Below are 20,778 nucleotides of genomic sequence, written 5' to 3'. Positions count from 1 at the left end.
GGCAATTGATTTTGCGGTCCCGGCGGGCCAAGACTGCGCCATGAACCCCATTTTGCAGCCGCCACGCGGCGATTCTGATGTCTGACACCTCTGCACGCGATCAGGCGCGGGACAACGCCATCTCGGTGAGCGCGATCTCGTCCGACCGGATCGAGCCGGACGACAATGCGTGGACGCGGCGCCTCGTCATTTTCCTGCGCATCATGGCCGTCGTCTCGGTCGCCAAGGGCCTCTATCATTGGGCCCAGGTGACCGGCTTCGTCGGCGGCGAGGAGGAGGCCTTCGAGAACCAGTCGATGGCCTGGCAGACCGCCACGATCTATTTCGCCGTCATCGAACTCGTCGCCGCCGTCGGGCTCTGGCTCGCGACGCCGTGGGGCGCCGTGGTCTGGTTGACCACGGTGGTGTCGATGGCCGTCATCGAGCTGATGTTTCCGGGTATCTATGGCGGCAGCCTCACCGTGGTCGGGCTCGAGGCCGTCATGCTCGCGGCCTATCTGGCGTTGGCCTGGATGGCGGCGCGCGAACGCCCGCCATAGCTCACCGCCTGCGCGATACGCTGTTGCCTTGTTGCGACAGCACGGCGAATAGCTGACGGCGGCTGGCAATATTCGGCACTCGTGCGCGCAACGAGAAGACAACCGCACTGGTTCTGCTAGTGGATGCCCGACAGATCGTACCCCTTTCGAGATGCCCGATTTCCCCCGGAGCGTCTCCGCGGGACCTGCCGTCGGGAGCCATTTCTTCGGATCTCGGTGCGTGACCGGCCGGCTTTGCGCAGGCCGACGGCGGAACTGATCTGGCCGCGGCAGCGGATGGGGCCCGCCTGCGCGCATCACGCGCATCCCGCCGCGATGCACTCCAATGAAATTTTCGAAGAATTTTCGGGTAACCGATCGGTCACCGTAAAGGGTTCCCTCACACACCTTACGCCGTCGTTTCGAATTCGGACGCCGCTGTTTCCGAATGCGACAGGGCAGGCAGACGAAGCGTGAACAGGGGCCAGCCACCGTCAATGAAAAGTTGCGAAAAGCCCTTGATCCATGGGCTTAATCCACGATTCACTGTCTTAAATTCATGATCTCTTTATTCTCTTATTTAAGCGGATATTCAAACGGCCCCCTTACGTTGGACCTATCAGGCGGGACACAAGTTTCGTCGAATAAAGTCGATAAAAACGACAAACAGGGGAAGTGTCATGATGAAAGCCGTTGCGACAACGGCGGCGGATGCCGCTGATCGCGCTACCGGTCAAGCTCCGGTGCAGCCGCTCTATCTCGAAGCCCTGACTTTGGTGGAGCGGCTGCATCGCCGGCTCCTCGACGTCATCAAGGACGAATTCGATCGTCGTGGCCGCGCCGACATCAACTCGGTGCAGGCGCTGCTCCTGTACAATATCGGTGACAAGGAGCTGACCGCCGGCGAACTGCGCACCCGCGGCTACTATCTCGGCTCCAACGTCTCCTACAATCTGAAGAAGCTCGTCGAGCTCGGCTTCCTCGATCATCAGCGCTCGCGCGTCGATCGCCGCTCGGTCCGCATCCGCCTGACCCCGCAGGGCCAGGAAGTCCGCAAGATCGTCGATGCGCTGTATCAGAAGCACGTTAAGACGGTCGAGCAGGTCGGCGGCATCTCGAACGAGGAGTTCGCGAGCCTCAACAAGTCGCTGCATCGCCTCGAGCGGTTCTGGACCGACCAGATTCTGTATCGCCTCTGAGTCTTCCCGTTTTCGCCTGATGGCCAAGCCGGCCACTTGAAAAGACCGGCAGCCTCCCTCCAGTCCAACCTTGCTTCAACCAACGCATCGGTCATGCCCGGCCGATGCGTTTTTCATGCTGCACGTTTCATGCTGCACCTGCGAAAATAAATCGGCCCGGGCAAGGAACCATGGCGTTCCCAGCGCTTTATCCCGTCTCCCAACGGAGAGTAAGGGATATGCTGGTCGAGCGCGGAATTGAGGTGCTGAACGTCGAGGTCGTCAGTGACGCCTACGCGATCGCCTCGAACTATCTGCGCAAATCAGGCACCATTCCCGACACTTTCGCCACTAATGAGCGCCTGCTCGGCATCATCGTGAAGCTGTTCCAGCGCGGTGAGATCAATCGCCTCCGCCTCGCCAACAAGGCGATCGCGAAATTCGAGGCCGAGACGCTGGTGGTCGCCTGAGCGTCAACCCGGAGACTTCAATGGAAGCTGCGATCGATCGGATCATGCAGACGTATGATCTGCTGCTCAACCGCACGTCCGCTGCAAGCGACGAAGCGCGGGCGAAGGTGACAGAGTACGTGCAGACGCTGTTCGATGCGGGCGAGCGCGACACGCATCGGTTGACGGTGTGCGGGTTGACCTATCTGCGCCAGCTCGACGGCAGCACCGACCATGTGAAAGCCGGGTTTACCGGGCTGTAGGGCGTACTTTTTCCGCCGTTGCTGTGAGATTCAATTATCAAAGAATATCAAAAAGCCATCGGTGGCATCACCCGCGCATGCGAGAGATCCAAGCCGGCCGACGACAGCGCCGGTGCCTCACACGATCGTCGTCCTGGCGAAACCCATAACCACCCCGCTTGATGATCGATGGGATCGCGGCGGGGATGGTTCTCGATTCATGATACGATTCGATTGCTCATCGCAGCAGGAGCCACGCCACGCTGGCGATCAGGGCCAAAAGCGACACCGCCGCAGCGCAGACAAAAGCAACCTCCACGCCGTTGATATGATGGTGGTTCGCCTGCATCGTCGCACTCCACTCCGGACGGGCAGCCATTGGCGTGCTCCCACGACGAGCGCGGTCGGCATGCACTACCGCATCCTTCGCGATGCGAGCGCGAATGAATGGAGCGGCCCGGCTTTTCGAACTGGAATTTGCAGGGCCCGGAATTTTCTCCGGGCTCCCCGGCTATGACGGATAACTCTGTGTTCGCCGTTCCGGTTCCCGGCAAAGCGACCAAATCAAAACTGAAACGGCGCAACTGAAACCGACAACTTTCCGTCGGCGGACTTTTGCACGGTGAACTCCACCTCTTTCGACGCCTTGACGTCGCCGATGGCGACCGAAATCCCGCCACTGCATTGCAGGGTCCGCTTGTCCGCGCTCGTCGAAGTCGTGACGATCTTTTCACCGAGCAGGTATTGCGGCTTTGAGTTTTCCGGATCAGGCTTCGCCGTTGCCTCCCTGGCGGCATAGTTGATCAGCGGATTGCGGTGGTCGTCGGCAATGCTCTGGAGCACGGCTTTTCGCGTCTCGATTGAATCGCACTCGAGCTGATTGCCGCAACCGCTCAGGGCGACCAGAAACGAGAGGCTCAGAGACGACAGCAATCGTGATGGCATGCGAACATCTGACATCGGCAAGCCGGGCGCCTTATTGTTTCGGTCCATGGAGGATAAAGGCGGCATGAAATTGCAGTCCATCGTCGGTCCGGACTTCAATCGCAACATCATGGTCCCCGCCAGAATGGCCGGTGTCTCTGGCGATGCCGGCCAGGGTGTTCGCGGCTTCAACCTTGGCGGCTCTCAGGTCCGCCAGATCCAGTCCCTCTTCGTCGGGGTAGAGATCGCCGTCGTGCCTGATATCGAAGAAATAGCGGGGCATTGCCATTGCTCCTCGAGCAACAGGAAGGAAACGGCCGTTCGATGGATTCTGTTCCTATTCGGGCGGCATCAACCCGGGCGACGATAGCCATTGGTCCAACTGGGCGGCCGTGTCGGCCTGCCGGGCTTTCTGCAAGAGCCTTTCTTTCTCGGCTCCGATCGGAAGAGCCGTTGCCTTCTGACGTAGGCCTTTGGCCTGCGCCAGAAGGCGTTCTACAAGCGAGCCCTTTTGCCTGAAACGACGACGCTTGAACATGCGCTGTCCTTTCCTGCTGGAGAAGGCGGGAGCGCAATTGGCGTTCTCATCACCGATGGATACCGAAGGCCGCGCGGTGATGTCGGGTTAACTTCCGGACGATGGCAGGCGTTCCCATGGTTCCGTTGGAACGAACTGGAACCACGGGAGTCGACTTTCAGCTCCCGGTCTCCGCCCCCAAGCCCACCGGGAGTAGCGATCCCCGGTGCTGTGAGACCTCCGGTGCCGGGGATCGTTGGTTGGCGGATCAGGCCAGAAATCTTGAAGCAGGCAAACGACCAAGGGGTGGCTGGTAGTTGTCGCATGTTCGTTGTCTTCCGCTGGCGGCATCGGATCATCATCGCGAGAATCCGGCTTCATTGCCTTGCTTGCCGGGCTGAGGCGAAGTTCGAGCGGAAGCAAGAGCCCCAGCGCGGGAAGGCGCCGGGGCGAGTGTTCCGCTTTGCTCGTCAAGCTGCGTGATCGGCATGCACCGCCGAGCGGGCGGACTTTCGGTGCTACTTGTTCTCAGGAATCCAGGTCGTGCTGGCCCGATCGTACTTGAAGCCCGGTGCAGCCTTCAGGCTGTCCTTGGTCTCGTCGAGGGTGAGCCACCACTTGTCGTCCTTCTTTTGCGATTTGACGGCCGTGTACGGCACGATCACGTCCTTCTCGCCGGCGCCGAGAAAGCCGCCGACGCCGACGACGAGGCCGGTCACCTTGCCAGCCTTGTCGACGAGCACGTCGTCGATCGTCCCGATCTTGGATTCCTTCGGATCATAGACATTCTGCTTGTAGTAGTTGGTGATGGTCCAGCTGTCCGTCGGGGCGGCGGGCATCGTGGTCGCTGCATGCGCGGCGGTCGCGAACGCCGAAGCCACGATGCAGCCGATAACAAACTTCTTCATAAGAGGAACTCCTCGCCTTCAGTGGGGATGACCGATCCGGCACATGTCATCACCGGGATGACGAATGCCGGCACGGCTCAAATAACGATGACTGCGTGCTCGGCGCCGATCAGTCGGACGTGCAGACCTTGACAGTCTTCATGCCGGCCTCGGCTTCGGCGCGTGTCTTGTAGATCGTGCCCGACGGGCTGACGACGGTGGTCGTCGTATCGACCGGCTTCTGATCGACGATCGTGCACTTCTTCGTCTTCACGTCCTGCACGACGTAGAATTCGTCCGCTGCAAATGCCGGCGTGACAAAAGCGGCAAGCAGCGCTGCCGCGACAATCGTTTTAACGTTCATCTTCTCTCCTCCAATGCCGTATCTATCGGCCGAGGTGGAACGGGAAAAAGCCACGATGGTTCCTATAGTTTGACCAGCCGGCGGCTTGTGTTGCGGCGGTATGCCGTCGCGACGCGATTTTGATCTGCGGCATCTGCTGAGCCGACTTCGAGCGAGCCGGCCGACCCTCGCTCAAATCATGGCAAGCGAAAAGCGATCAGCGAGGTGCGGCGATTTGCAGCACGGCGTAGTTGCGCCGCGGGCTTGCCGAAGGCTGTGGCGAATGGTCGCTAAGGACGCGCAGACGCGAGCTCCGCGCGCGATTCCATAACCCGAACTCGCGCGTTTCGATTGGCGATGCGACCACGCGACTGGACGTGCCTGCGATCGGCGGGGCGCGTCAGAAAATCCAGGAGGAAGCCCCATGATCTCGTCCCACATGCGCCTGTTCGGCGCCGTCGTCGCGCTGTTGCTTGGGGCGAGCGGGCCGGCGCCGGCGCAGCAGCTCGAGCTCAAGCTGATGGCGCCGGCAGCGCCTGGCGGTGGCTGGGATCAGACCGCGCGCTCGATGCAGCAGGTGCTGGTCGCCGCCGGTGTCGCGCGCAGCGTCCAGGTCACCAACGTGCCCGGCGCCGGCGGCAGCGTCGGCATCGCGCAGTTCGTCAACGGCGCCAAGGGCGACGGCAACCAGATGATGGTGAACGGCTTCGTCATGGTGGGTGCGCTCGCCATGAACAAGTCGCCGGTGACGCTGGATCAGGTGACGCCGATCGCGCGCCTGACCGAGGAGACCCAGGTGATCGTGGTGCCGGCGAGTTCGCCGATCAAGACGGCGCAGGACCTCGCCGTTGCGCTGAAGGCCGATATCGCCAAGGTGACCTTTGCCGGCGGCTCGGCCGGCGGCGTTGACCACGTGATGGCGGCGCTGTTCGCGGGCACGGTCGGCGCCGACGCCAAGAAGATCAACTACATTCCGTTCTCGGGCGGTGGCGAGTCGCTCGCCGCCATTCTCGGCGGCAAGGTCACGGCCGGCATTTCCGGCCTTAGCGAGTACGAAGGCCAGATCAAGGCCGGCAAGCTGCGCGCGCTCGGCGTGACCTCGGCGCAGCGGCTGCCCGGTGTCGACATCCCGACCTTCAAGGAGCAGGGGATTGACCTCGTGCTGGCCAACTGGCGCTCGGTGGTGGCGCCGCCCGGCATCACGCCGGAGCAGCGCAAGGCGCTTGGCGATGCCGTCGAGAAGATGGTGAAGTCCGACGCCTGGAAGGGCATCCTGAAGCAGAAGGGCTGGGATGACGCCTATCTCGGCGGCGATGCGTTCGCCGATTTCCTGAACAAGGAGATCGCGCGCGTCACCGAGGTGTTGAAGTCCGTCGGCCTCGTGAAGTCATGACGCCGGACACGGCTTCCGACAATCTCCCGCGCGAGCCGCCGCGGCGGATCGATCGCGCGGGTCTCGCCATTGCGGCCGCGCTCGTTGTCCTCGCCGCGGTGCTGGTGTGGGACGCGAGCAAGCTGCCGGCGACCACGATGTACGGGATGGGGCCGGAGGCGATGCCGATCGTGATCGCGGTCGGCCTCGTCATCCTGGCGGCTGGCAATCTGATCGACGCGCTGCGCGGCAGGCTGCCGCCGCGCGAGAGCATGGATCCGAAACCGGTGTGGCTGATCATCGGCGGCCTTGCGCTGCTGATCGGCATCATCGGCTTCGGAGGCGGCTTCATCCTCGCCACCTCGGCGCTGTTCGTCACCACGTCGGCTGCCTTCGGCCGGCGCGCTGTCGCGGCCGACACCGTCATCGCGCTCGCGATCACGACCCTCATCTACCTGGCGTTCGACAAGCTGTTGACGCTCAGCCTTCCCGCCGGCCCGCTGGAGCGACTGCTGTGATGGAGACATTCGCCGCGCTGGCGCACGGCATGGCGGTCGCCATGCAGCCGATGAACCTGCTCTACGCCCTGATCGGCGTGTTCCTCGGCACCGCGGTCGGCGTGCTGCCGGGCATCGGCCCGGCGCTGACGGTCGCGCTGCTGCTGCCGGTGACCTACAAGCTCGATCCCGGCGGCTCGCTGATCATGTTCGCCGGGATCTACTATGGCGGCATGTACGGCGGCTCGACCACCGCGATCCTGATCAACACGCCGGGCGAAAGCGCGTCGATGGCGACCGCGCTCGAGGGCAACAAGATGGCCAAGGCCGGCCGCGGCGGCCCGGCGCTGGCGACCTCGGCGATCGGCTCGTTCGTGGCCGGCACCATCGCCACCATCGGCCTCGCGTTCCTCGCGCCATGGCTGGTCGACTTCGCGGTCCGGTTCGGGCCGGAGGATTACTTCGCGCTGATGTGCGTCGCCTTCGTCACGGTGTCTGCGACCTTCGGTGACTCGCCGGTCCGGGGCCTCACCAGCCTGTTCATCGGCCTCACGCTCGGGCTGGTCGGCATCGACAAGCTCACCGGCCAGGCGCGGCTTGCATTTGGTATTCCGGAGTTGCTCGACGGCGTCGAGGTGACGACGCTTGCAGTCGGCCTGTTCGCGGTGGGCGAGGCGCTCTATGTCGCCTCGCGCCGCCACCATGCCGAGGAGAAGCTCGAGCCGGTGCGAGGCTCGCTGTGGATGACGCGGGAGGACTGGCGACGCTCGTGGAAGCCGTGGCTGCGCGGCACGCTGTTCGGCTTTCCGATCGGGGCGCTGCCGGCCGGCGGCGCCGAGATCCCGACCTTCCTGTCCTATTCAACCGAGCGGCGCCTGACCAAATATCCGAAGGAATTCGGCAAGGGCGCGATCGAAGGCGTCGCCGGACCGGAGGCCGCCAACAACGCCTCCGCCGCCGGCACGCTAGTGCCGCTGCTGACGCTCGGGCTGCCGACCTCGGCCACCGCGGCGATGATGCTGGCGGGCTTCCAGCAATACGGCCTCAACCCCGGGCCGCTGCTGTTCGCGGAACGGCCCGATCTGGTGTGGGGCCTGATCGCGAGCCTGTTCATTGCCAACGGCATGCTGCTGGTGCTCAACCTGCCGCTGGTGGGCTTGTGGGTGCGGCTGCTCGCGATCCCGCAAGCGTGGCTCTATGCCGGCATTTTGGTGTTCGCGACCATGGGCACGATCGCGGCAAAGCCGTCGGTCGTCGAACTGTCGATGCTGGCAGCGTTCGGCGTGATGGGTTTCCTGATGCGGCGGTTCGATTTTCCGATCGCGCCTGTCGTGATCGGGTTGATCCTCGGGCCGATCGCCGAAAGCCAACTGCGCCGCGCGCTGGCGATCAGCCTCGGCGATCCCATGGTGCTGCTGCAAAGCCCGATGTCGGCCACGCTGCTCGGCATCGCGCTGATCGCGCTGTTGGCGCCGTTCGTGCTGAGGGGACTCGGGCGGTTCAAGGCGAATGAAGATTAGGCCTTGAATCCATCGAGCTGCCAGCGGGCCGCGCCGCCAACATTTGCGTGACCGGGAAATATCCAAGCTCCGATCCCGGTCTTCCTTTCAACAACGCACACACCTCGCTTGCGCGAGGCACAATCAAGGCGGCTGAACGATGAAGGCGATCGACTTTCTGGCGGCGCTCATGCTGGCTCTATCTCTCGCGACCCAGGACAATGCCGATGCGCGAACCGGCAAAGGCAGCGACCGCGCGCATGTCGGCACGGGGCCTGCAATCGGCGGCGGACCGCAGGGATACCGGATCGTCGGGCGCCAGATCGCGGCTCCACCCTGGAGTGCTGCCTGCATGAACGATGTAGGCCCGCAGCCATGCGACGAGCCGATGTGGGTCTATGGCAGCCCCGACTATGTCGCGCAGTTCAAGGGTGCATTCTGACCTCGGCTCGTAGCCCGCAGGACAGTTCGTCACATGGCCCGCCCGCAACACCGCCGCGCGATCGGTCGAATCGGCGGCCGATGCGTTTTGACTCGCTCTTGCGCTGTGATAGGCGTGAGGCGGGGTATGAGATGAGGCGGTTCGTTTTCAGGCAGCGTGTGGGCAGCGCGGCGGCGTTTGTCGCAGCCTACGCGCTTGTCCTCAACGTCATCCTGTCAAGCCTCCTCGTCGCCGGCATATCGCCTGTGGCCGGGGCGGCCGACCAGATCCTCTGCATCAACAGCACTGACGCCGATCCGGCGCACGACGATGCGGGCAAGAGCGGGCGAAGCGGCGCGATCCACTGTCCGCTGTGCGTCGGTCATCACGTCACCGGCGCGCTGCCGCCCCCGGCATTTGCATTCAGCGCACGGCTGCCGGTTGCGGTCACGACGATCCGTGCGTTCGAGGCGCGGTTCGTTGCGCGTTTCCGGTCCTACGACCATCAGTCCCGCGGACCTCCGGCACTGACCTGACCGCGCCCCGCTTCGGCGCATCCCGCTCGTCAGTTCAAATCCGGAGTCCAGCCATGTCATTCGCCATCGCGCGGCTGCGAGCCTGTGCGCTCGCCGGCACCGCCGCAGCATTCATCTCGCCTGCAAGCGCTCAGTCCACATCGCAATCGACACTCCCATCAGTCACGGTCGACGCACCGCAGCCGCGGCGGGACGCATCGGTGCGTCCGCAGCGGCGCGCCGTGCGCAGCGCCCCGGCGCGGACCGCGCGCCTTCCTGCCGCGCCCGTGCAAGCGGCCAATGGTGAGGGCGGCGGCGCCCGCGCCGCGCTCGCCGTGCTGTCGGCACAACAGGCGCTGAAGGAAATCAACAACACCCCGGGCGGCGTCGCGCTGGTGCCGGCCGCGGCCTACCGCAACTCGACTGTGGCCAACACGATCAAGGACATCCTCGACTATGTTCCCGGCGTGTTCGCGCAGCCGAAATGGGGCGACGATACGCGGCTGTCGATCCGCGGCTCCGGCCTGTCGCGCAATTTCCATCTGCGCGGCATCGAGCTCACTATGGACGGCATTCCGATCAACACCTCCGACGGCTACGGTGATTTTCAGGAGATCGACCCGACCGCGTACAAATATGTCGATGTCTACAAGGGCGGCAACGCGCTGCAGTTCGGCGCCAATTCGCTCGGCGGGGCAATCAATTTCGTCACGCCGACCGGACGCGATCCGAACCCGAATGGCGCCTCGTTCGACTTCGGCGCGTTCGACACGAGGCGGCTGCAGGTCAATGCCGGTGGCGCAAACGGACCGTGGGACGGCTTCGTCACCGCGTCCACGCAGGCCTCCGACGGCTTCCGCGATCACAGTTTCGGCTCGAGCAACAAGCTCAGCGCCAATGTCGGCTACCAGATCTCGCCCGACGTCGAGACCCGGTTCTACCTGAATGCCAACGAGGTGCGTCAGCGCATCCCCGGCAGCGTCGACCGGACTACGGCGCTGACGTCGCCGACCACGGCTGCACCTCTCAATGTCGCCAATGACTGGCAGCGCAACATCGACACTGTGCGGGTCGCCAACAAGACGACCATCCGCGTCGACGACGTCAAGCTCGAATTCGGCGCGTTCGGCGTCGACCGGCATCTGATGCATCCGATCTTCCAGTGGCTGGACTATCGCTACCAGGACTATGGCGGCTTTGCGAAAGTCACCGACGACCGCGTCATCGGCGGCTTCCGCAACCGCTTCGTCGCCGGCGTCAACGTCGTCAACGGCACGATCGATGCCCAGCAATTCGTCAATGTCGGCGGCTTCAAAGGCGCGCAGACGTCGTCGTTGTGGCAGACCCCGGAGAACTATTCGGCGTTCGCGGAGAATTCGTTCTACTTCCTGCCCAAGGTCGCCTTCATCGCCGGCACGCAATATCTGTTCGCGGTGCGCGACCAGCACGTCAACTTCTCGACCAATGGCGATCTCAACGGCCGCAGCAGCTTCAGCCTGTGGAGCCCCAAGACCGGCCTGCTCTGGCAGGTCGATCCGAGCTGGCAAGTGTTCGGCAACGTCTCGCGCAGCGCCGAAGTGCCGAGCTTCGGCGAGAGCGTCAGCCCGAACTTCCTCAATCCGACCTTGCCCAACATTCCGTTCTTTTCGATCAAGCCGCAGACCGCGACGACCTACGAGGTCGGCACCCGCATGAAGCGGCCGGACTATGCCTGGGAGGTCACGCTCTTCGGTCCGAAATCGACAACGAACTGCTGTGCCTCTACAGCGCGTTCGGCAATTGCAACATCACCAACGCCAACAAGACGGTCCATCAGGGGATCGAGGCCGGGGCGGGCGCGGCGATCTTCCGCGACCTCTTCGTCGGCGGCCAGGCGCCGGACAAGGTCTGGCTGAACATCGCCTACACCCTGAACGATTTCCGCTTCGACAACGATCCGGTGTTCGGCAACAATCAGTTGCCGGGGGCACCGCGCCACTTCGTGCGGGCGGAGCTGCTCTACAAGCATCCGACCGGGCTCTACGTCGGCCCGAATCTGGAATGGGTGCCGCAGGCCTATTTCGTCGACAGCGCCAACACGCTGATGACGTCGGCCTACGCGATCTGGGGGCTCAAGGCAGGCTTCGACAATGGCGGCCCGGTGTCCGGCTATATCGAGGCGCGCAACATCGCCAACAAGGCCTATATCGCGAGCGCCAGCATCATCGACCGCGCCAATGCGGCATCACCGTTGTTCGAGCCCGGAACGGGCAGGGCAATCTATGCGGGGCTGCGCTATCGATGGTGAGCGGGATGCGAACTTGCGGTCGCGTGAAGTCCTGACATGCTCCCGGCATGTAAAAGGCCCGCTCCGGGGCTCGCAATTCGGAGCGGGCCAGTCTGGGCGCGGCAAGCGTTGCCGCGGCGAAAACCTAGCGCGGCTTGCTGACACCACCCTGACGAGGATCAAAAAAGAGAGGTGGCTGAACGTCGCCCCTCGATCATCGTTTTGTGAACAGAATGTTTCGCGGCATGCTCACCATTTGTAGGCGAGGCTTGCCGTGATGCGCCGGCGATCGCCGTAGTAACACGAACTGATGGTCGCGCAGCTCGCGACGTAGATCTTGTCTGTGACGTTCACCACATTGAGCGCCGCGCGCCAGTTGTTGTCCCACTCGTAATGCAAGGCGAGGTCGCCGAGCACGACCCCGGGGACGCGCGCGGTGTTCGCGGTATCGGCAAAGGACGAGCCGACATAGCGCACGCCGCCGCCGAAACCGAAGCCGTTCAGCGGCCCGTCGCGGAACGTATAGTCGGTCCACACCGAGGCGAGCTGCCGCGGCGTGTTGGTCGGCACGGTGCCGATCAGGGCGGGATTGAGGTCCTTGCTGACGAACAGCTCGTAATTGGTGTAGCTCGCCACCAGCTTGAAATCCCGCGTGATGTTCGCGACCGCCTCGAGCTCGACGCCGCGAGAGGTGACCTCGCCGTTCTGGGTCTGGAACAGCGTGTTGTTCGGATCCGTCGTCAGCGCGTTCTTGCGCTTGAGATCGAAATACGCGACGCCGAACCGCGCGTTGAGCCCGACCGGCTCGTATTTGACGCCGACCTCGGTCTGCTCGGAGGTCTCCGGCAGCAGCAATTGGCCGGCGGCATTGGTGCCGATGACCGGATTGTAGCCGGTCATGTAGGAGACGTAGGGCGCAACGCCGAAGTCGAAATTGTAGATCGCGCCGACCCGGCCGGAGAACTTGCTGTCGTCGCGCCCCTGATCGGCGCCGATCCGGTTGTTGTTGGTGAGATCGACCCAGTCCTGGCGCCCCGACAGCACGACCGTCAGGCGATCGAGCTTGACCTGGTCCTGCAGATAGAGCCCGGCCATGCCCTGGGTGAGATAGGCGTTCTGATACAGCGGGCCGCCATACGGCAGATTGTTGCCGTAGACCGGATTGAACACGTTGAGATTCGTGCCCATGCCGAAACCCTGGCGGTCGTCGATGCCGTAATATTTCAGGTCGACGCCGACCAGCGCGGTGTGCTGCAGCGCGCCGGTCGAGAAGCGGTATTCGACCTGATTGTCGAGGTTGAGCTGGGTGGCGATGCCGCGGGTGTAGAAATTGCCGCGGGTGATATCGCCGGCCGCCAGCGTCGTTGCGTAGCCCAATCCGTAGAGGCCGGCGTAGTAGACGTCGGTATGCGCCATGCGCGCGTTCTGGCGGAAGTCGACGTTGTCGCTCACGCTCTTCTGGAACTGGTAGCCGACCATCTCCTGGTCGCGGCGGAACTGGTCGACGCTAGGGTCGCCGGCGAACAGGCCGGTCGGAATCCGGCCGAACGGCGCGTTGGTGACGGTGCCGACATAGGGCAGGAAGTTCAGCGCGCGCGTGTTGCTGTGCGAGGCGAGGCCGAACACGGTGAGGCTGGTGTCGGCATCCGGCCGCCAGGTCACTGACGGGGCGAAGAAGAAATTGTTGTCGTAAACATAGTCGGTCTGGGTGCCGCCGCTCTGGGCCTGGCCGACCAGGCGATACTGCAGCTGGCCGCCGCCGGGCTGCGCCGTCGCGCCGCCGATGTCGAACTGGGTATAGGCATTGCCGAAATTGCTGACGCCGGTCTCGATGTAGCGAATGGGCTCGGCCTGCGGCAGCTTGCTCACCGCGTTGACGAGGCCGCCCGGTGCCGAGCCGCCATACAGGATGCCGGACGGACCGCGCAGCACCTCGACGCGCTCGAGATTGAACGGCTGCAGTTTCCAGCTCGCATACGAGGTGTAGAACAGTTGCAGGCCGTCGAGGAACAGCGACTCGTTCTGCGCGGGGAAGCCGCGGATCATGAACCAGTCGTTGCGGAAATCGGCGCCGTAGGTGCCGCCGATGACGCCCGGCGTATAGCGCAGCACCTCGTCGAACTTGCTGACGATCTTCTGGTCGCGGATCTGCTCGGCGCTGATCACCGTCACCGATTGCGGCGTCTGGATGATCGGCGTGCTGGTCTTGGTGCCGCTCGCACTCTGCCGCGCCAGATAGCCGGTAACCGGGCCGTTGGCGCGCTCCTGTCCGCCGCCTGCGCCCGAGGCCTGCTGTGCGGCCGGTTGCTGCGCGCCCACTGGCGCGGCTGTTGCGCGGCGCGCGGCGCTGCGTGCGTGCGTGGTCCGTTGCGATGGCTGCTGCGATCGCGCGGCTTGCCGGTGCGAGGGCGCATCGACTGTCACGGAGGGCAATTGCGTTTGCGCAACGGCGTTGTCCGCAGCAACAACCGAAACCATCACCAAGGCCGAAGCAGCAAACCGCTGCGGCCGAATCCATCCGTCCGTCATTCAACGCCCCCAAAGAGAAGTTTTCTTCGGCGTCGTTATCACGGTGATTTTCGCGAACGGCCCGCGCGCGGTTAGAAGCTATCGAAGCTGTACGCAAAGCCGATAGGTGTGACTGAGGGACAACGGAGTACGGCGCACAATTGCACGCATCGCGTGAGACGCTTGAATCGATCCAGTGTTGAACGATTCAAAAATCGAATGATTCAAAATCATCTCGTGACTCGATGTATCATGTTCGCGCGCGTGATGATCCAGAGTGTCGGTCGTCGCGTCATTGAGTAGAGCATGATTGAGGGACCGGCACTGGCGAAGCCAGAGGGCGCTGCCCGCGCCGTGAGGCGTCGGCCCCGATGGGGGGGCCGCTCGGGAAAGCGGGCGTCCGTTCGCTCCGCAGGCCGCCGTGGCCATGCCGTCTAGGGGGACCGGTACCGGGCCCGCGGACGGGCTCGGTCCCGCCGGCTGGCAATCCCGGCCATCCCCACCATATCTGGCATAATTGACCGCCGGGGACCGCAACCGCTTGGCCATTTTGGGGTGATGTGATAACCCTCTGAAACCAGCTTCGACCGCCACTCGTGACCGTCCGCATCCCGTGTAAAGGCTTGCGGCGGTGGAGATATTTCGCCGATGACCTCATCCTCCAAGACCGCTTCCGCGCCCGACTCCTTCTTCACGGCGACCCTTGCCGAGGCCGATCCCGAGATCGCCGCCGCGATCAAGGGCGAACTCGGCCGGCAACGCCACGAGATCGAGCTGATCGCCTCCGAGAACATCGTCAGCCGCGCCGTGCTGGAGGCGCAGGGCTCGGTGATGACCAACAAATATGCGGAGGGTTATCCGGGCGCGCGCTACTACGGCGGTTGCGAGTGGGTCGACGTCGCCGAGAACCTGGCGATCGAGCGCGCCAAGAAGCTGTTCGGCGCAGGCTTCGCCAACGTCCAGCCGAACTCCGGCAGCCAGATGAACCAGGCGGTGTTCCTGGCGCTGCTGCAGCCCGGCGACACCTTCATGGGCCTCGACCTCGCCGCCGGTGGCCATCTCACCCACGGCTCGCCGGTCAACATGTCCGGCAAGTGGTTCAAGGCCGCGCACTACACCGTGCGCCGCGAGGACCAGATCATCGACATGGATGAGGTCGCGAGGCAGGCCGAGCAGGTCAAGCCGAAGCTGATCATCGCCGGCGGTTCGGCCTATTCGCGCGCCTGGGACTTCAAGCGCTTCCGCGAGATCGCGGACTCCGTCGGCGCGTATCTGCTGGTCGACATGGCGCATTTCGCCGGCCTCGTCGCCGGCGGCGTGCACGCCTCGCCGGTGCCGCACGCCCACGTCACCACCACCACGACGCACAAGTCGCTGCGCGGTCCGCGCGGCGGCCTGATCCTGACCAACGACGAGACGCTCGCCAAGAAGCTGAACTCGGCGATCTTCCCCGGCCTGCAGGGCGGTCCGCTGATGCACGTTATCGCGGCCAAGGCAGTCGCGTTCGCCGAAGCGCTGCGGCCGGACTTCAAGGTCTACGCCAAGAACGTGGTCGAGAACGCCAAGGCGCTGGCGGAGACGCTGCGCGGCCACGGCCTCGATATCGTGTCCGGCGGCACCGACAACCATCTGATGCTGGTCGACCTCCGGCCGAAGGGTCTGAAGGGCAACATCTCGGAGAAGGCGCTGGTGCGCGCTGCGATCACCTGCAACAAGAACGGCATCCCGTTCGATCCCGAGAAGCCGTTCGTCACCTCGGGCCTGCGTCTCGGCACACCGGCTGCGACCACGCGCGGCTTCGGCGTCGCCGAGTTCAAGCAGGTCGGTGGCATGATCGCGGAAGTCTTGAATGCGCTGGCGCAGTCGCCGGACGGCAAGGCGCCGCTGGTCGAGGCCGCGATCAAGGAGCGCGTCAAGGCGCTGACCGATCGCTTCCCGATCTATCAGTAAAGGTCCTAGAGGTCCCGTCGGATGCGTTGTCCGAGCTGCAATTCTCTCGATACGCAGGTCAAGGACTCGCGTCCGACCGAGGACTCCGCCGTCATCCGCAGGCGGCGCGTCTGCATGGCCTGCAACTTCCGCTTCACGACCTTCGAGCGGGTGCAGCTGCGTGAGCTCACCGTGATCAAGCGTAACGGGCGACGTGTGCCGTTCGATCGCGACAAGCTGGTGCGCTCGCTGCAAATCAGCTTGCGCAAGCGTCCGGTGGAGTCGGAGCGGGTGGAGAAGATGGTGTCCACCATCGTCCGCGAGCTCGAAAGCGGCGGCGAGGCGGAGGTCTCCTCGGAGGCGATCGGCGAGATCGTGATGGAGCATCTGCGCCAGCTCGACGACGTCGCCTATGTGCGCTTCGCCTCGGTCTATCGTAATTTCCGCGAGGCCAAGGACTTCGAGGCCGTGCTCGACGAGCTGACCGGCGAAGAGGACCCGCGGATCGCGACGTTGCGAAAATGATCTTCCGTATTCTGGAAGAGCAGCTCGGGCAGAAAGCCAAAGAGGCCAAGGAAGCTGCCAAGGAAGCGGCAAAGGCCGCCGATCTGCGCTTCATGCAGCTTGCGCTTGCGCTCGGTCGCCGCGGGCTCGGGCGCACCTGGCCCAATCCGGCGGTCGGCGCCGTCATCGTCAATGACGGTGTCATCGTCGGCCGCGGCTGGACGCAAGCAGGCGGCCGCCCGCATGCCGAGGTCGAGGCGCTGCGGCGGGCGGGTAGCGCGGCGCGGGGCGCGACGCTCTACGTCACGCTCGAACCCTGCTCGCATTTCGGCCGCTCGCCGCCTTGCGCGGATGCCGTGGTCGCGGCCGGCCTTGCCCGCGTGGTCTCGGCGATCGAGGATCCCAATCCGGAGGTCGGAGGGAAGGGGCACGCCAAGCTGCGCGCTGCCGGGATCGCGGTCGAGGTCGGGCTGTGTGCGGCGGAGGCCGCGCGCGACCATGCCGGACACTTCCGCCGCATCACGGACAAGCGTCCGCATGTGATCCTCAAGCTCGCGGTGTCCGCCGACGACAAGATCGCAGCCGCCAATCATAAGCCCGTTGCAATCACCGGCGAGGCCGCGCGAACTCGTGTGCATCTGTTGCGCGCGCAGAGCGATGCGATCCTGGTCGGGATCGGCACGGTCAGGGCCGACGATCCAATGCTGACCTGCCGGTTGCCCGGCATGGCTGATCGTTCGCCGGTGCGGGTGGTGCTCGATCGCGCGCTGCGGGTCCCGGGCGACAGCCGCCTCGTGCATTCCGCGCGCGAGACGCCGCTCTGGGTGGTGACATCAGATCTCGCCGAGGCGCCGGCCGCGATGAAGCTTGGTGCCGCCGGCGCAGAGGTGATCCGCGTTGCGTCCAGCCCGCAGCCCGGGCTCGATCTGCCGGCCGTGTTGCATGTGCTGGCGGAGAAGGGGATCACGCGGCTATTGGTCGAAGGCGGTTCGCGCGTGGCAAATTCTTTCGTGGCGGCCGGCCTCGTCGATGAGATCTGGCTGTTGCGCGGACCAGATGCGATCGGTGCCGACGGCGTTCCCGCGCTGGACGCAATGCCGCTCGCCGCAATCACGCAGTCGCCGGCCTTCCGCCTTCGTGCTAGCGAAATCCTCGATAACGACAGTCTCACAATCTACGAGCGTGCGTAATGTTTACCGGAATTGTCACCGATATTGGCGAGATCGTAAGCCTGAAGCCCGTGGCGCAGGGGCAGCTGCACCGGATGCGGATTGCCTGCGACTACGACCAGACCACGATCGCCGACGGCGCCTCGATCGCCTGCAACGGTGTTTGCCTCACCGTGGTCGCCTCCGGCACCGCTGACGGCAAGACCTGGTTCGACGTCGATGCCGCGGCCGAGACGCTCGGCATGACCACCGCCAGGCACTGGGCGCAGGGCGGCCGGCTCAACCTCGAGCGCGCGCTCAAGATCGGCGACGAGCTCGGCGGCCACATCGTGGCCGGCCATGCCGATGGGATCGCGACCATCGTCAAGCGCGACGATCTGCCCGACATGGCGCGCTTCGAGCTCAAAACCACCCGCGAGCTGGCGCGTTTCATCGCGGCGAAGGGATCGATCACGCTGGACGGCGTGTCGCTGACCGTGAATACGGTCGACGATGTCACCTTTTCGGTGCTGATCATCCCGCATACGCTGTCCGTCACCACCCTGAGCGGCTGGAAGGCCGGCAGCGAGGTCAATATCGAGGTCGACCTGATGGCCCGCTACGCAGCACGGCTGTCGGAGATGAAATAGCTTCGGCCTCGGCATTGCGGCCGAGGCAGACGTCCTTATCTGCCTGTTCACCGCGGGCGGCCTTGGGCCGCATGGCCCATGCATTACGGGCGAAGCCGACCCGAAAAATCAGGCCGATCGTGGTGACATCCGGGCCAGTATGGCCCTTGGCTTTAGCGCCTGCTGCGCCTAAAACGCAGCACAACTCCTCCCCAAGTTCCGATTGGTATTGCAATGGCTGACGCGCGGCGCGCACCCCTGAAGGACCAGACCGACATCACAGGCGCACGCGTGCTGATCGTCGAGGCCAGGTTTTATGACGACATCCAGGATGCGCTGCTGGAAGGCGCGCTCGCCGAGATCAAGGCGGCCGGCGCCAGCCATGACGTGATCACGGTGCCGGGCGCGCTGGAGATTCCGGCCGCGATTGCGATTGCGATCGATGCCGCAGCGGCGAACGGCAAGCCCTATGACGCGGCGATCGCGCTCGGCTGCGTGGTGCGCGGCGACACCATCCATTTCGAGATCGTCTCGCAGGAATCCTCGCGCGGATTGATGGATCTGGCCGTAAGCCGGAAATTCCCGCTCGGCAACGGCATCCTCACCGTCAACACCGAGGCGCAGGCCTGGGCGCGGGCGCGCGCCAGCGAGCTCAACAAGGGCGGCGACGCGGCGCGCGCGGCGATCGCGATGCTGCGGATCAAACGCCGCCTGGCAAAGGCCTGACCATGGCTGACAACAAGAAGCCCGCGAAAGCCCCCGACAGGAAAGCCAACCGGCGCGGCGCAGCACGCCTCGCTGCCGTGCAGGCGCTGTACCAGATGGACATCGGCGGCGCGGGCATCAACGACATCTTCGCCGAGTTCGAGAGCCACTGGCTCGGCAACGAGGTCGAAGGCGAGAAATACCTGCCGGCGGAAGCGGCCTTCTTCCGCGACGTCGTCTCCGGCGTGGTGCGCGACCAGGCCAAGCTCGATCCCTTGATCGACGAGGCGCTGTCGAAGGGCTGGCCGCTGAAGCGGATCGATGCGATCCTGCGCGCGGTGCTGCGGGCAGGGTCCTACGAGCTCGAGCACCGCCGGGACGTGCCGGGCCGCGTGGTGGTTTCCGAATATGTCGACGTCGCGCACGCCTTCGTCGAGAAGGACGAGACCGGCATGGTCAACGCCGTGCTCGACCAGATCGCACGCCAGTTCCGCGGCGACGAATTTGTGCGGAACTGAACCACGTATTCTGCCGTCATCACCCGCGCATGCGGGTGATCCAGTACGCCGCGGCGGTTATTGGCAACAACAGCTGCCGCGGCGTCCTGGATCGCCCGGCCAAGCCGGGCGATGACAGCTGAGGGGAAAGCGCGCGACATGACGGAGCGTCACGGCAATCCCTCCGGCGAAGACTCCCTGATCGCGCGCTATTTCAAGCCGCTGGCGAGCGATCCGGGTGCGTTCGGGCTCGACGACGACGCCGCGGCGCTGCGCGCGGCCGGCGAGGATATCGTGGTCACCACGGACGCGATCGTCGAGGGCGTGCACTTCCTTCCCGACGATCCGCCCGACACGCTGGCGCGCAAGGCGCTGCGGGTGAACTTGTCCGACATCGCTGCCAAGGGGGCCATGCCGGCCGGTTTCGTGCTGACGCTGGCGCTGCGCGGCGCCGAGGAGGCCTGGCTCAAGCCGTTTGCCCGAGCGCTCGGCGAGGACGCTGCCCATTTCGGCTGCCCGCTGCTCGGCGGCGACACGGTCTCGACGCCGGGTCCGCTGATGATCTCGATCACCGCGTTCGGGCGGCTGCCTCAGGGCAAGATGGTGCACCGCGCAGGCGCAAGGGCCGGCGACCGCGTGTTCGTGACCGGCACGATCGGCGATGCCGCGCTCGGCCTCGATGTGCTGCGGGGCGGTCCGGTTGAGGCGGCACTTGCGGACGATCCCGCCGGCCGCGATTTTCTTGCCGCTCGCTACCGCGTTCCGCAGCCGCGCAACGCACTTGCCAACGCGGTCCGCAGCCACGCCGGCGCGGCGATGGACGTGTCCGACGGTCTCGCCGGCGACCTGGCCAAGCTTTGTGCAGCCAGCGGTGTGACAGCCGTGATCAACGTGCCGAGCATCCCGTTATCGCCCGCAGCCGCAGGGCTGGTCGCGCGCAAGGCGATCGGGGTCGAGACCCTGATTGCCGGCGGCGATGATTACGAACTGTTGTGCGCGGTCCCGGGCGATCGCGCAGACGCCTTTGTGCGGGAGGCACGGCGGGCCAAGGTCGCCGTGACTGCGATCGGTGGCTTCATTGCAGGCTTGTCGCCGCCGAGCTTTCTCGACGGACAGGGCAGGGAACTGGCGCTGAAGCGCCTGTCCTACAGCCATTTCTAGAACGTCCGACCGAAACGCGCCGATTTTCCCTCTAAATAGCTGCCAATATCGGCGCTTTCGGCCACAGGT

General features: G+C 64.7%; 23 protein-coding genes and 1 pseudogene. 17 read left to right on the top strand and 7 right to left on the bottom strand.

Going from position 1 to position 20,778, the window contains the following annotated elements; genetic code table 11:
* Positions 1-77: 77 nt before the first annotated feature.
* From AKN83_RS20785 to AKN83_RS20770, 4 genes are all read left to right on the top strand, one after another.
* Positions 78-539 (top strand): DUF6163 family protein, encoded by a 462-nt coding sequence (locus AKN83_RS20785; protein WP_029081124.1) that lies wholly within the window; start codon positions 78-80, stop codon positions 537-539.
* Positions 540-1,198: 659 nt separating this feature from the next.
* The gene (gene ldtR, locus AKN83_RS20780) at positions 1,199-1,717 is read left to right on the top strand and encodes a transcriptional regulator LdtR (protein WP_018271925.1); all 519 of its coding nucleotides are present in this window, start codon (positions 1,199-1,201) and stop codon (positions 1,715-1,717) included.
* Between the two features lie 218 nt (positions 1,718-1,935).
* The gene (locus AKN83_RS20775; RefSeq protein ID WP_050400952.1) at positions 1,936-2,166 is read left to right on the top strand and encodes a hypothetical protein; all 231 of its coding nucleotides are present in this window, start codon (positions 1,936-1,938) and stop codon (positions 2,164-2,166) included.
* A 20-nt stretch (positions 2,167-2,186) separates the two neighbouring features.
* Positions 2,187-2,408 (top strand): hypothetical protein, encoded by a 222-nt coding sequence (locus AKN83_RS20770; protein WP_050400951.1) that lies wholly within the window; start codon positions 2,187-2,189, stop codon positions 2,406-2,408.
* A gap of 217 nt (positions 2,409-2,625) precedes the next feature.
* On the opposite strand, the gene AKN83_RS39800 is transcribed toward AKN83_RS20770, so the two are convergent.
* The 6 genes from AKN83_RS39800 to AKN83_RS20745 form a co-directional block, all read right to left on the bottom strand.
* Positions 2,626-2,766 (bottom strand): hypothetical protein, encoded by a 141-nt coding sequence (locus AKN83_RS39800; protein WP_157113484.1) that lies wholly within the window; start codon positions 2,764-2,766, stop codon positions 2,626-2,628.
* Between the two features lie 185 nt (positions 2,767-2,951).
* Positions 2,952-3,332, bottom strand: coding sequence for a hypothetical protein (locus tag AKN83_RS20765; RefSeq protein WP_050400950.1), 381 nt, complete (start codon positions 3,330-3,332; stop codon positions 2,952-2,954).
* Positions 3,333-3,363: 31 nt separating this feature from the next.
* On the bottom strand, positions 3,364-3,594 hold the full coding sequence (locus tag AKN83_RS20760) for a DUF6894 family protein (protein WP_050400949.1): 231 nt from the start codon (positions 3,592-3,594) through the stop codon (positions 3,364-3,366).
* A gap of 54 nt (positions 3,595-3,648) precedes the next feature.
* Positions 3,649-3,849: a hypothetical protein gene (locus tag AKN83_RS20755; protein WP_050400948.1), complete on the bottom strand. Its 201-nt coding sequence runs from the start codon at positions 3,847-3,849 to the stop codon at positions 3,649-3,651.
* A gap of 497 nt (positions 3,850-4,346) precedes the next feature.
* Positions 4,347-4,736, bottom strand: a complete 390-nt coding sequence (locus tag AKN83_RS20750; protein WP_050400947.1) for a PRC-barrel domain-containing protein — start codon at positions 4,734-4,736, stop codon at positions 4,347-4,349.
* Positions 4,737-4,845: 109 nt separating this feature from the next.
* Positions 4,846-5,079, bottom strand: coding sequence for a hypothetical protein (locus AKN83_RS20745; protein WP_050400946.1), 234 nt, complete (start codon positions 5,077-5,079; stop codon positions 4,846-4,848).
* Positions 5,080-5,482: 403 nt separating this feature from the next.
* On the opposite strand from AKN83_RS20745, the gene AKN83_RS20740 reads away from it, so the two are divergent.
* From AKN83_RS20740 to AKN83_RS20715, 6 genes and pseudogenes are all read left to right on the top strand, one after another.
* A complete protein-coding gene (locus tag AKN83_RS20740; protein ID WP_050400945.1) occupies positions 5,483-6,451 on the top strand; it encodes a Bug family tripartite tricarboxylate transporter substrate binding protein in 969 nt (322 codons plus the stop codon).
* Positions 6,448-6,948 (top strand): tripartite tricarboxylate transporter TctB family protein, encoded by a 501-nt coding sequence (locus tag AKN83_RS20735; RefSeq protein WP_050400944.1) that lies wholly within the window; start codon positions 6,448-6,450, stop codon positions 6,946-6,948. Before AKN83_RS20740 ends, AKN83_RS20735 begins: the two co-directional genes overlap by 4 nt.
* Positions 6,948-8,447 (top strand): tripartite tricarboxylate transporter permease, encoded by a 1,500-nt coding sequence (locus tag AKN83_RS20730; protein ID WP_050400943.1) that lies wholly within the window; start codon positions 6,948-6,950, stop codon positions 8,445-8,447. The genes AKN83_RS20735 and AKN83_RS20730 overlap by 1 nt, the downstream gene beginning before the upstream one ends.
* Before the next feature lie 139 nt (positions 8,448-8,586).
* A complete protein-coding gene (locus tag AKN83_RS20725) occupies positions 8,587-8,868 on the top strand; it encodes a hypothetical protein (protein ID WP_050400942.1) in 282 nt (93 codons plus the stop codon).
* Positions 8,869-8,999: 131 nt separating this feature from the next.
* A complete protein-coding gene (locus AKN83_RS20720) occupies positions 9,000-9,383 on the top strand; it encodes a DUF2946 domain-containing protein (protein WP_063695444.1) in 384 nt (127 codons plus the stop codon).
* Positions 9,384-9,436: 53 nt separating this feature from the next.
* A pseudogene (locus tag AKN83_RS20715) lies at positions 9,437-11,649 on the top strand (TonB-dependent receptor family protein).
* Positions 11,650-11,877: 228 nt separating this feature from the next.
* On the opposite strand, the gene AKN83_RS20710 reads toward AKN83_RS20715, so the two are convergent.
* Entirely contained in the window at positions 11,878-14,157 is a 2,280-nt protein-coding gene (locus tag AKN83_RS20710) for a TonB-dependent siderophore receptor (protein WP_050400940.1), read from the bottom strand.
* A 627-nt stretch (positions 14,158-14,784) separates the two neighbouring features.
* Here AKN83_RS20710 and glyA point away from each other — a divergent pair.
* The 7 genes from glyA to thiL all read left to right on the top strand — a co-directional run bounded on the left by glyA (position 14,785) and on the right by thiL (position 20,709).
* On the top strand, positions 14,785-16,086 hold the full coding sequence (glyA, locus tag AKN83_RS20705) for a serine hydroxymethyltransferase (RefSeq protein WP_050400939.1): 1,302 nt from the start codon (positions 14,785-14,787) through the stop codon (positions 16,084-16,086).
* Between the two features lie 21 nt (positions 16,087-16,107).
* Positions 16,108-16,590, top strand: a complete 483-nt coding sequence (nrdR, locus tag AKN83_RS20700) for a transcriptional regulator NrdR (RefSeq protein WP_050400938.1) — start codon at positions 16,108-16,110, stop codon at positions 16,588-16,590.
* Positions 16,587-17,759, top strand: a complete 1,173-nt coding sequence (gene ribD, locus AKN83_RS20695) for a bifunctional diaminohydroxyphosphoribosylaminopyrimidine deaminase/5-amino-6-(5-phosphoribosylamino)uracil reductase RibD (protein WP_050400937.1) — start codon at positions 16,587-16,589, stop codon at positions 17,757-17,759. The genes nrdR and ribD overlap by 4 nt, the downstream gene beginning before the upstream one ends.
* A complete protein-coding gene (locus tag AKN83_RS20690) occupies positions 17,759-18,367 on the top strand; it encodes a riboflavin synthase (RefSeq protein WP_050400936.1) in 609 nt (202 codons plus the stop codon). Before ribD ends, AKN83_RS20690 begins: the two co-directional genes overlap by 1 nt.
* A 213-nt stretch (positions 18,368-18,580) precedes the next feature.
* Positions 18,581-19,072: a 6,7-dimethyl-8-ribityllumazine synthase gene (gene ribH, locus AKN83_RS20685; RefSeq protein ID WP_050400935.1), complete on the top strand. Its 492-nt coding sequence runs from the start codon at positions 18,581-18,583 to the stop codon at positions 19,070-19,072.
* Positions 19,073-19,074: 2 nt separating this feature from the next.
* Positions 19,075-19,569: a transcription antitermination factor NusB gene (nusB, locus tag AKN83_RS20680; RefSeq protein ID WP_050400934.1), complete on the top strand. Its 495-nt coding sequence runs from the start codon at positions 19,075-19,077 to the stop codon at positions 19,567-19,569.
* 138 nt (positions 19,570-19,707) lie between these two features.
* Positions 19,708-20,709, top strand: coding sequence for a thiamine-phosphate kinase (thiL, locus tag AKN83_RS20675; protein WP_050400933.1), 1,002 nt, complete (start codon positions 19,708-19,710; stop codon positions 20,707-20,709).
* The last annotated feature ends 69 nt before the right edge of the window (positions 20,710-20,778 follow it).

This window comes from Bradyrhizobium embrapense, assembly GCF_001189235.2.
Classification (GTDB): domain Bacteria; phylum Pseudomonadota; class Alphaproteobacteria; order Rhizobiales; family Xanthobacteraceae; genus Bradyrhizobium; species Bradyrhizobium embrapense.
Note: the sequence above shows the minus strand (reverse complement) of the source record. Positions and strands in the feature narration are given on the sequence as shown.

What these genes read in the sequence shown, in the direction of transcription:
- AKN83_RS20785 (WP_029081124.1), top strand. Translation starts at nt 78, where the DNA reads ATGTCTGACACCTCTGCACGCGATCAGGCGCGGGACAACGCCATCTCG.
- ldtR (WP_018271925.1), top strand. Translation starts at nt 1,199, where the DNA reads ATGATGAAAGCCGTTGCGACAACGGCGGCGGATGCCGCTGATCGCGCT.
- AKN83_RS20775 (WP_050400952.1), top strand. Translation starts at nt 1,936, where the DNA reads ATGCTGGTCGAGCGCGGAATTGAGGTGCTGAACGTCGAGGTCGTCAGT.
- AKN83_RS20770 (WP_050400951.1), top strand. Translation starts at nt 2,187, where the DNA reads ATGGAAGCTGCGATCGATCGGATCATGCAGACGTATGATCTGCTGCTC.
- AKN83_RS39800 (WP_157113484.1), bottom strand. Translation starts at nt 2,766, where the DNA reads ATGGCTGCCCGTCCGGAGTGGAGTGCGACGATGCAGGCGAACCACCAT.
- AKN83_RS20765 (WP_050400950.1), bottom strand. Translation starts at nt 3,332, where the DNA reads ATGCCATCACGATTGCTGTCGTCTCTGAGCCTCTCGTTTCTGGTCGCC.
- AKN83_RS20760 (WP_050400949.1), bottom strand. Translation starts at nt 3,594, where the DNA reads ATGCCCCGCTATTTCTTCGATATCAGGCACGACGGCGATCTCTACCCC.
- AKN83_RS20755 (WP_050400948.1), bottom strand. Translation starts at nt 3,849, where the DNA reads ATGTTCAAGCGTCGTCGTTTCAGGCAAAAGGGCTCGCTTGTAGAACGC.
- AKN83_RS20750 (WP_050400947.1), bottom strand. Translation starts at nt 4,736, where the DNA reads ATGAAGAAGTTTGTTATCGGCTGCATCGTGGCTTCGGCGTTCGCGACC.
- AKN83_RS20745 (WP_050400946.1), bottom strand. Translation starts at nt 5,079, where the DNA reads ATGAACGTTAAAACGATTGTCGCGGCAGCGCTGCTTGCCGCTTTTGTC.
- AKN83_RS20740 (WP_050400945.1), top strand. Translation starts at nt 5,483, where the DNA reads ATGATCTCGTCCCACATGCGCCTGTTCGGCGCCGTCGTCGCGCTGTTG.
- AKN83_RS20735 (WP_050400944.1), top strand. Translation starts at nt 6,448, where the DNA reads ATGACGCCGGACACGGCTTCCGACAATCTCCCGCGCGAGCCGCCGCGG.
- AKN83_RS20730 (WP_050400943.1), top strand. Translation starts at nt 6,948, where the DNA reads ATGGAGACATTCGCCGCGCTGGCGCACGGCATGGCGGTCGCCATGCAG.
- AKN83_RS20725 (WP_050400942.1), top strand. Translation starts at nt 8,587, where the DNA reads ATGAAGGCGATCGACTTTCTGGCGGCGCTCATGCTGGCTCTATCTCTC.
- AKN83_RS20720 (WP_063695444.1), top strand. Translation starts at nt 9,000, where the DNA reads ATGAGGCGGTTCGTTTTCAGGCAGCGTGTGGGCAGCGCGGCGGCGTTT.
- AKN83_RS20710 (WP_050400940.1), bottom strand. Translation starts at nt 14,157, where the DNA reads ATGACGGACGGATGGATTCGGCCGCAGCGGTTTGCTGCTTCGGCCTTG.
- glyA (WP_050400939.1), top strand. Translation starts at nt 14,785, where the DNA reads ATGACCTCATCCTCCAAGACCGCTTCCGCGCCCGACTCCTTCTTCACG.
- nrdR (WP_050400938.1), top strand. Translation starts at nt 16,108, where the DNA reads ATGCGTTGTCCGAGCTGCAATTCTCTCGATACGCAGGTCAAGGACTCG.
- ribD (WP_050400937.1), top strand. Translation starts at nt 16,587, where the DNA reads ATGATCTTCCGTATTCTGGAAGAGCAGCTCGGGCAGAAAGCCAAAGAG.
- AKN83_RS20690 (WP_050400936.1), top strand. Translation starts at nt 17,759, where the DNA reads ATGTTTACCGGAATTGTCACCGATATTGGCGAGATCGTAAGCCTGAAG.
- ribH (WP_050400935.1), top strand. Translation starts at nt 18,581, where the DNA reads ATGGCTGACGCGCGGCGCGCACCCCTGAAGGACCAGACCGACATCACA.
- nusB (WP_050400934.1), top strand. Translation starts at nt 19,075, where the DNA reads ATGGCTGACAACAAGAAGCCCGCGAAAGCCCCCGACAGGAAAGCCAAC.
- thiL (WP_050400933.1), top strand. Translation starts at nt 19,708, where the DNA reads ATGACGGAGCGTCACGGCAATCCCTCCGGCGAAGACTCCCTGATCGCG.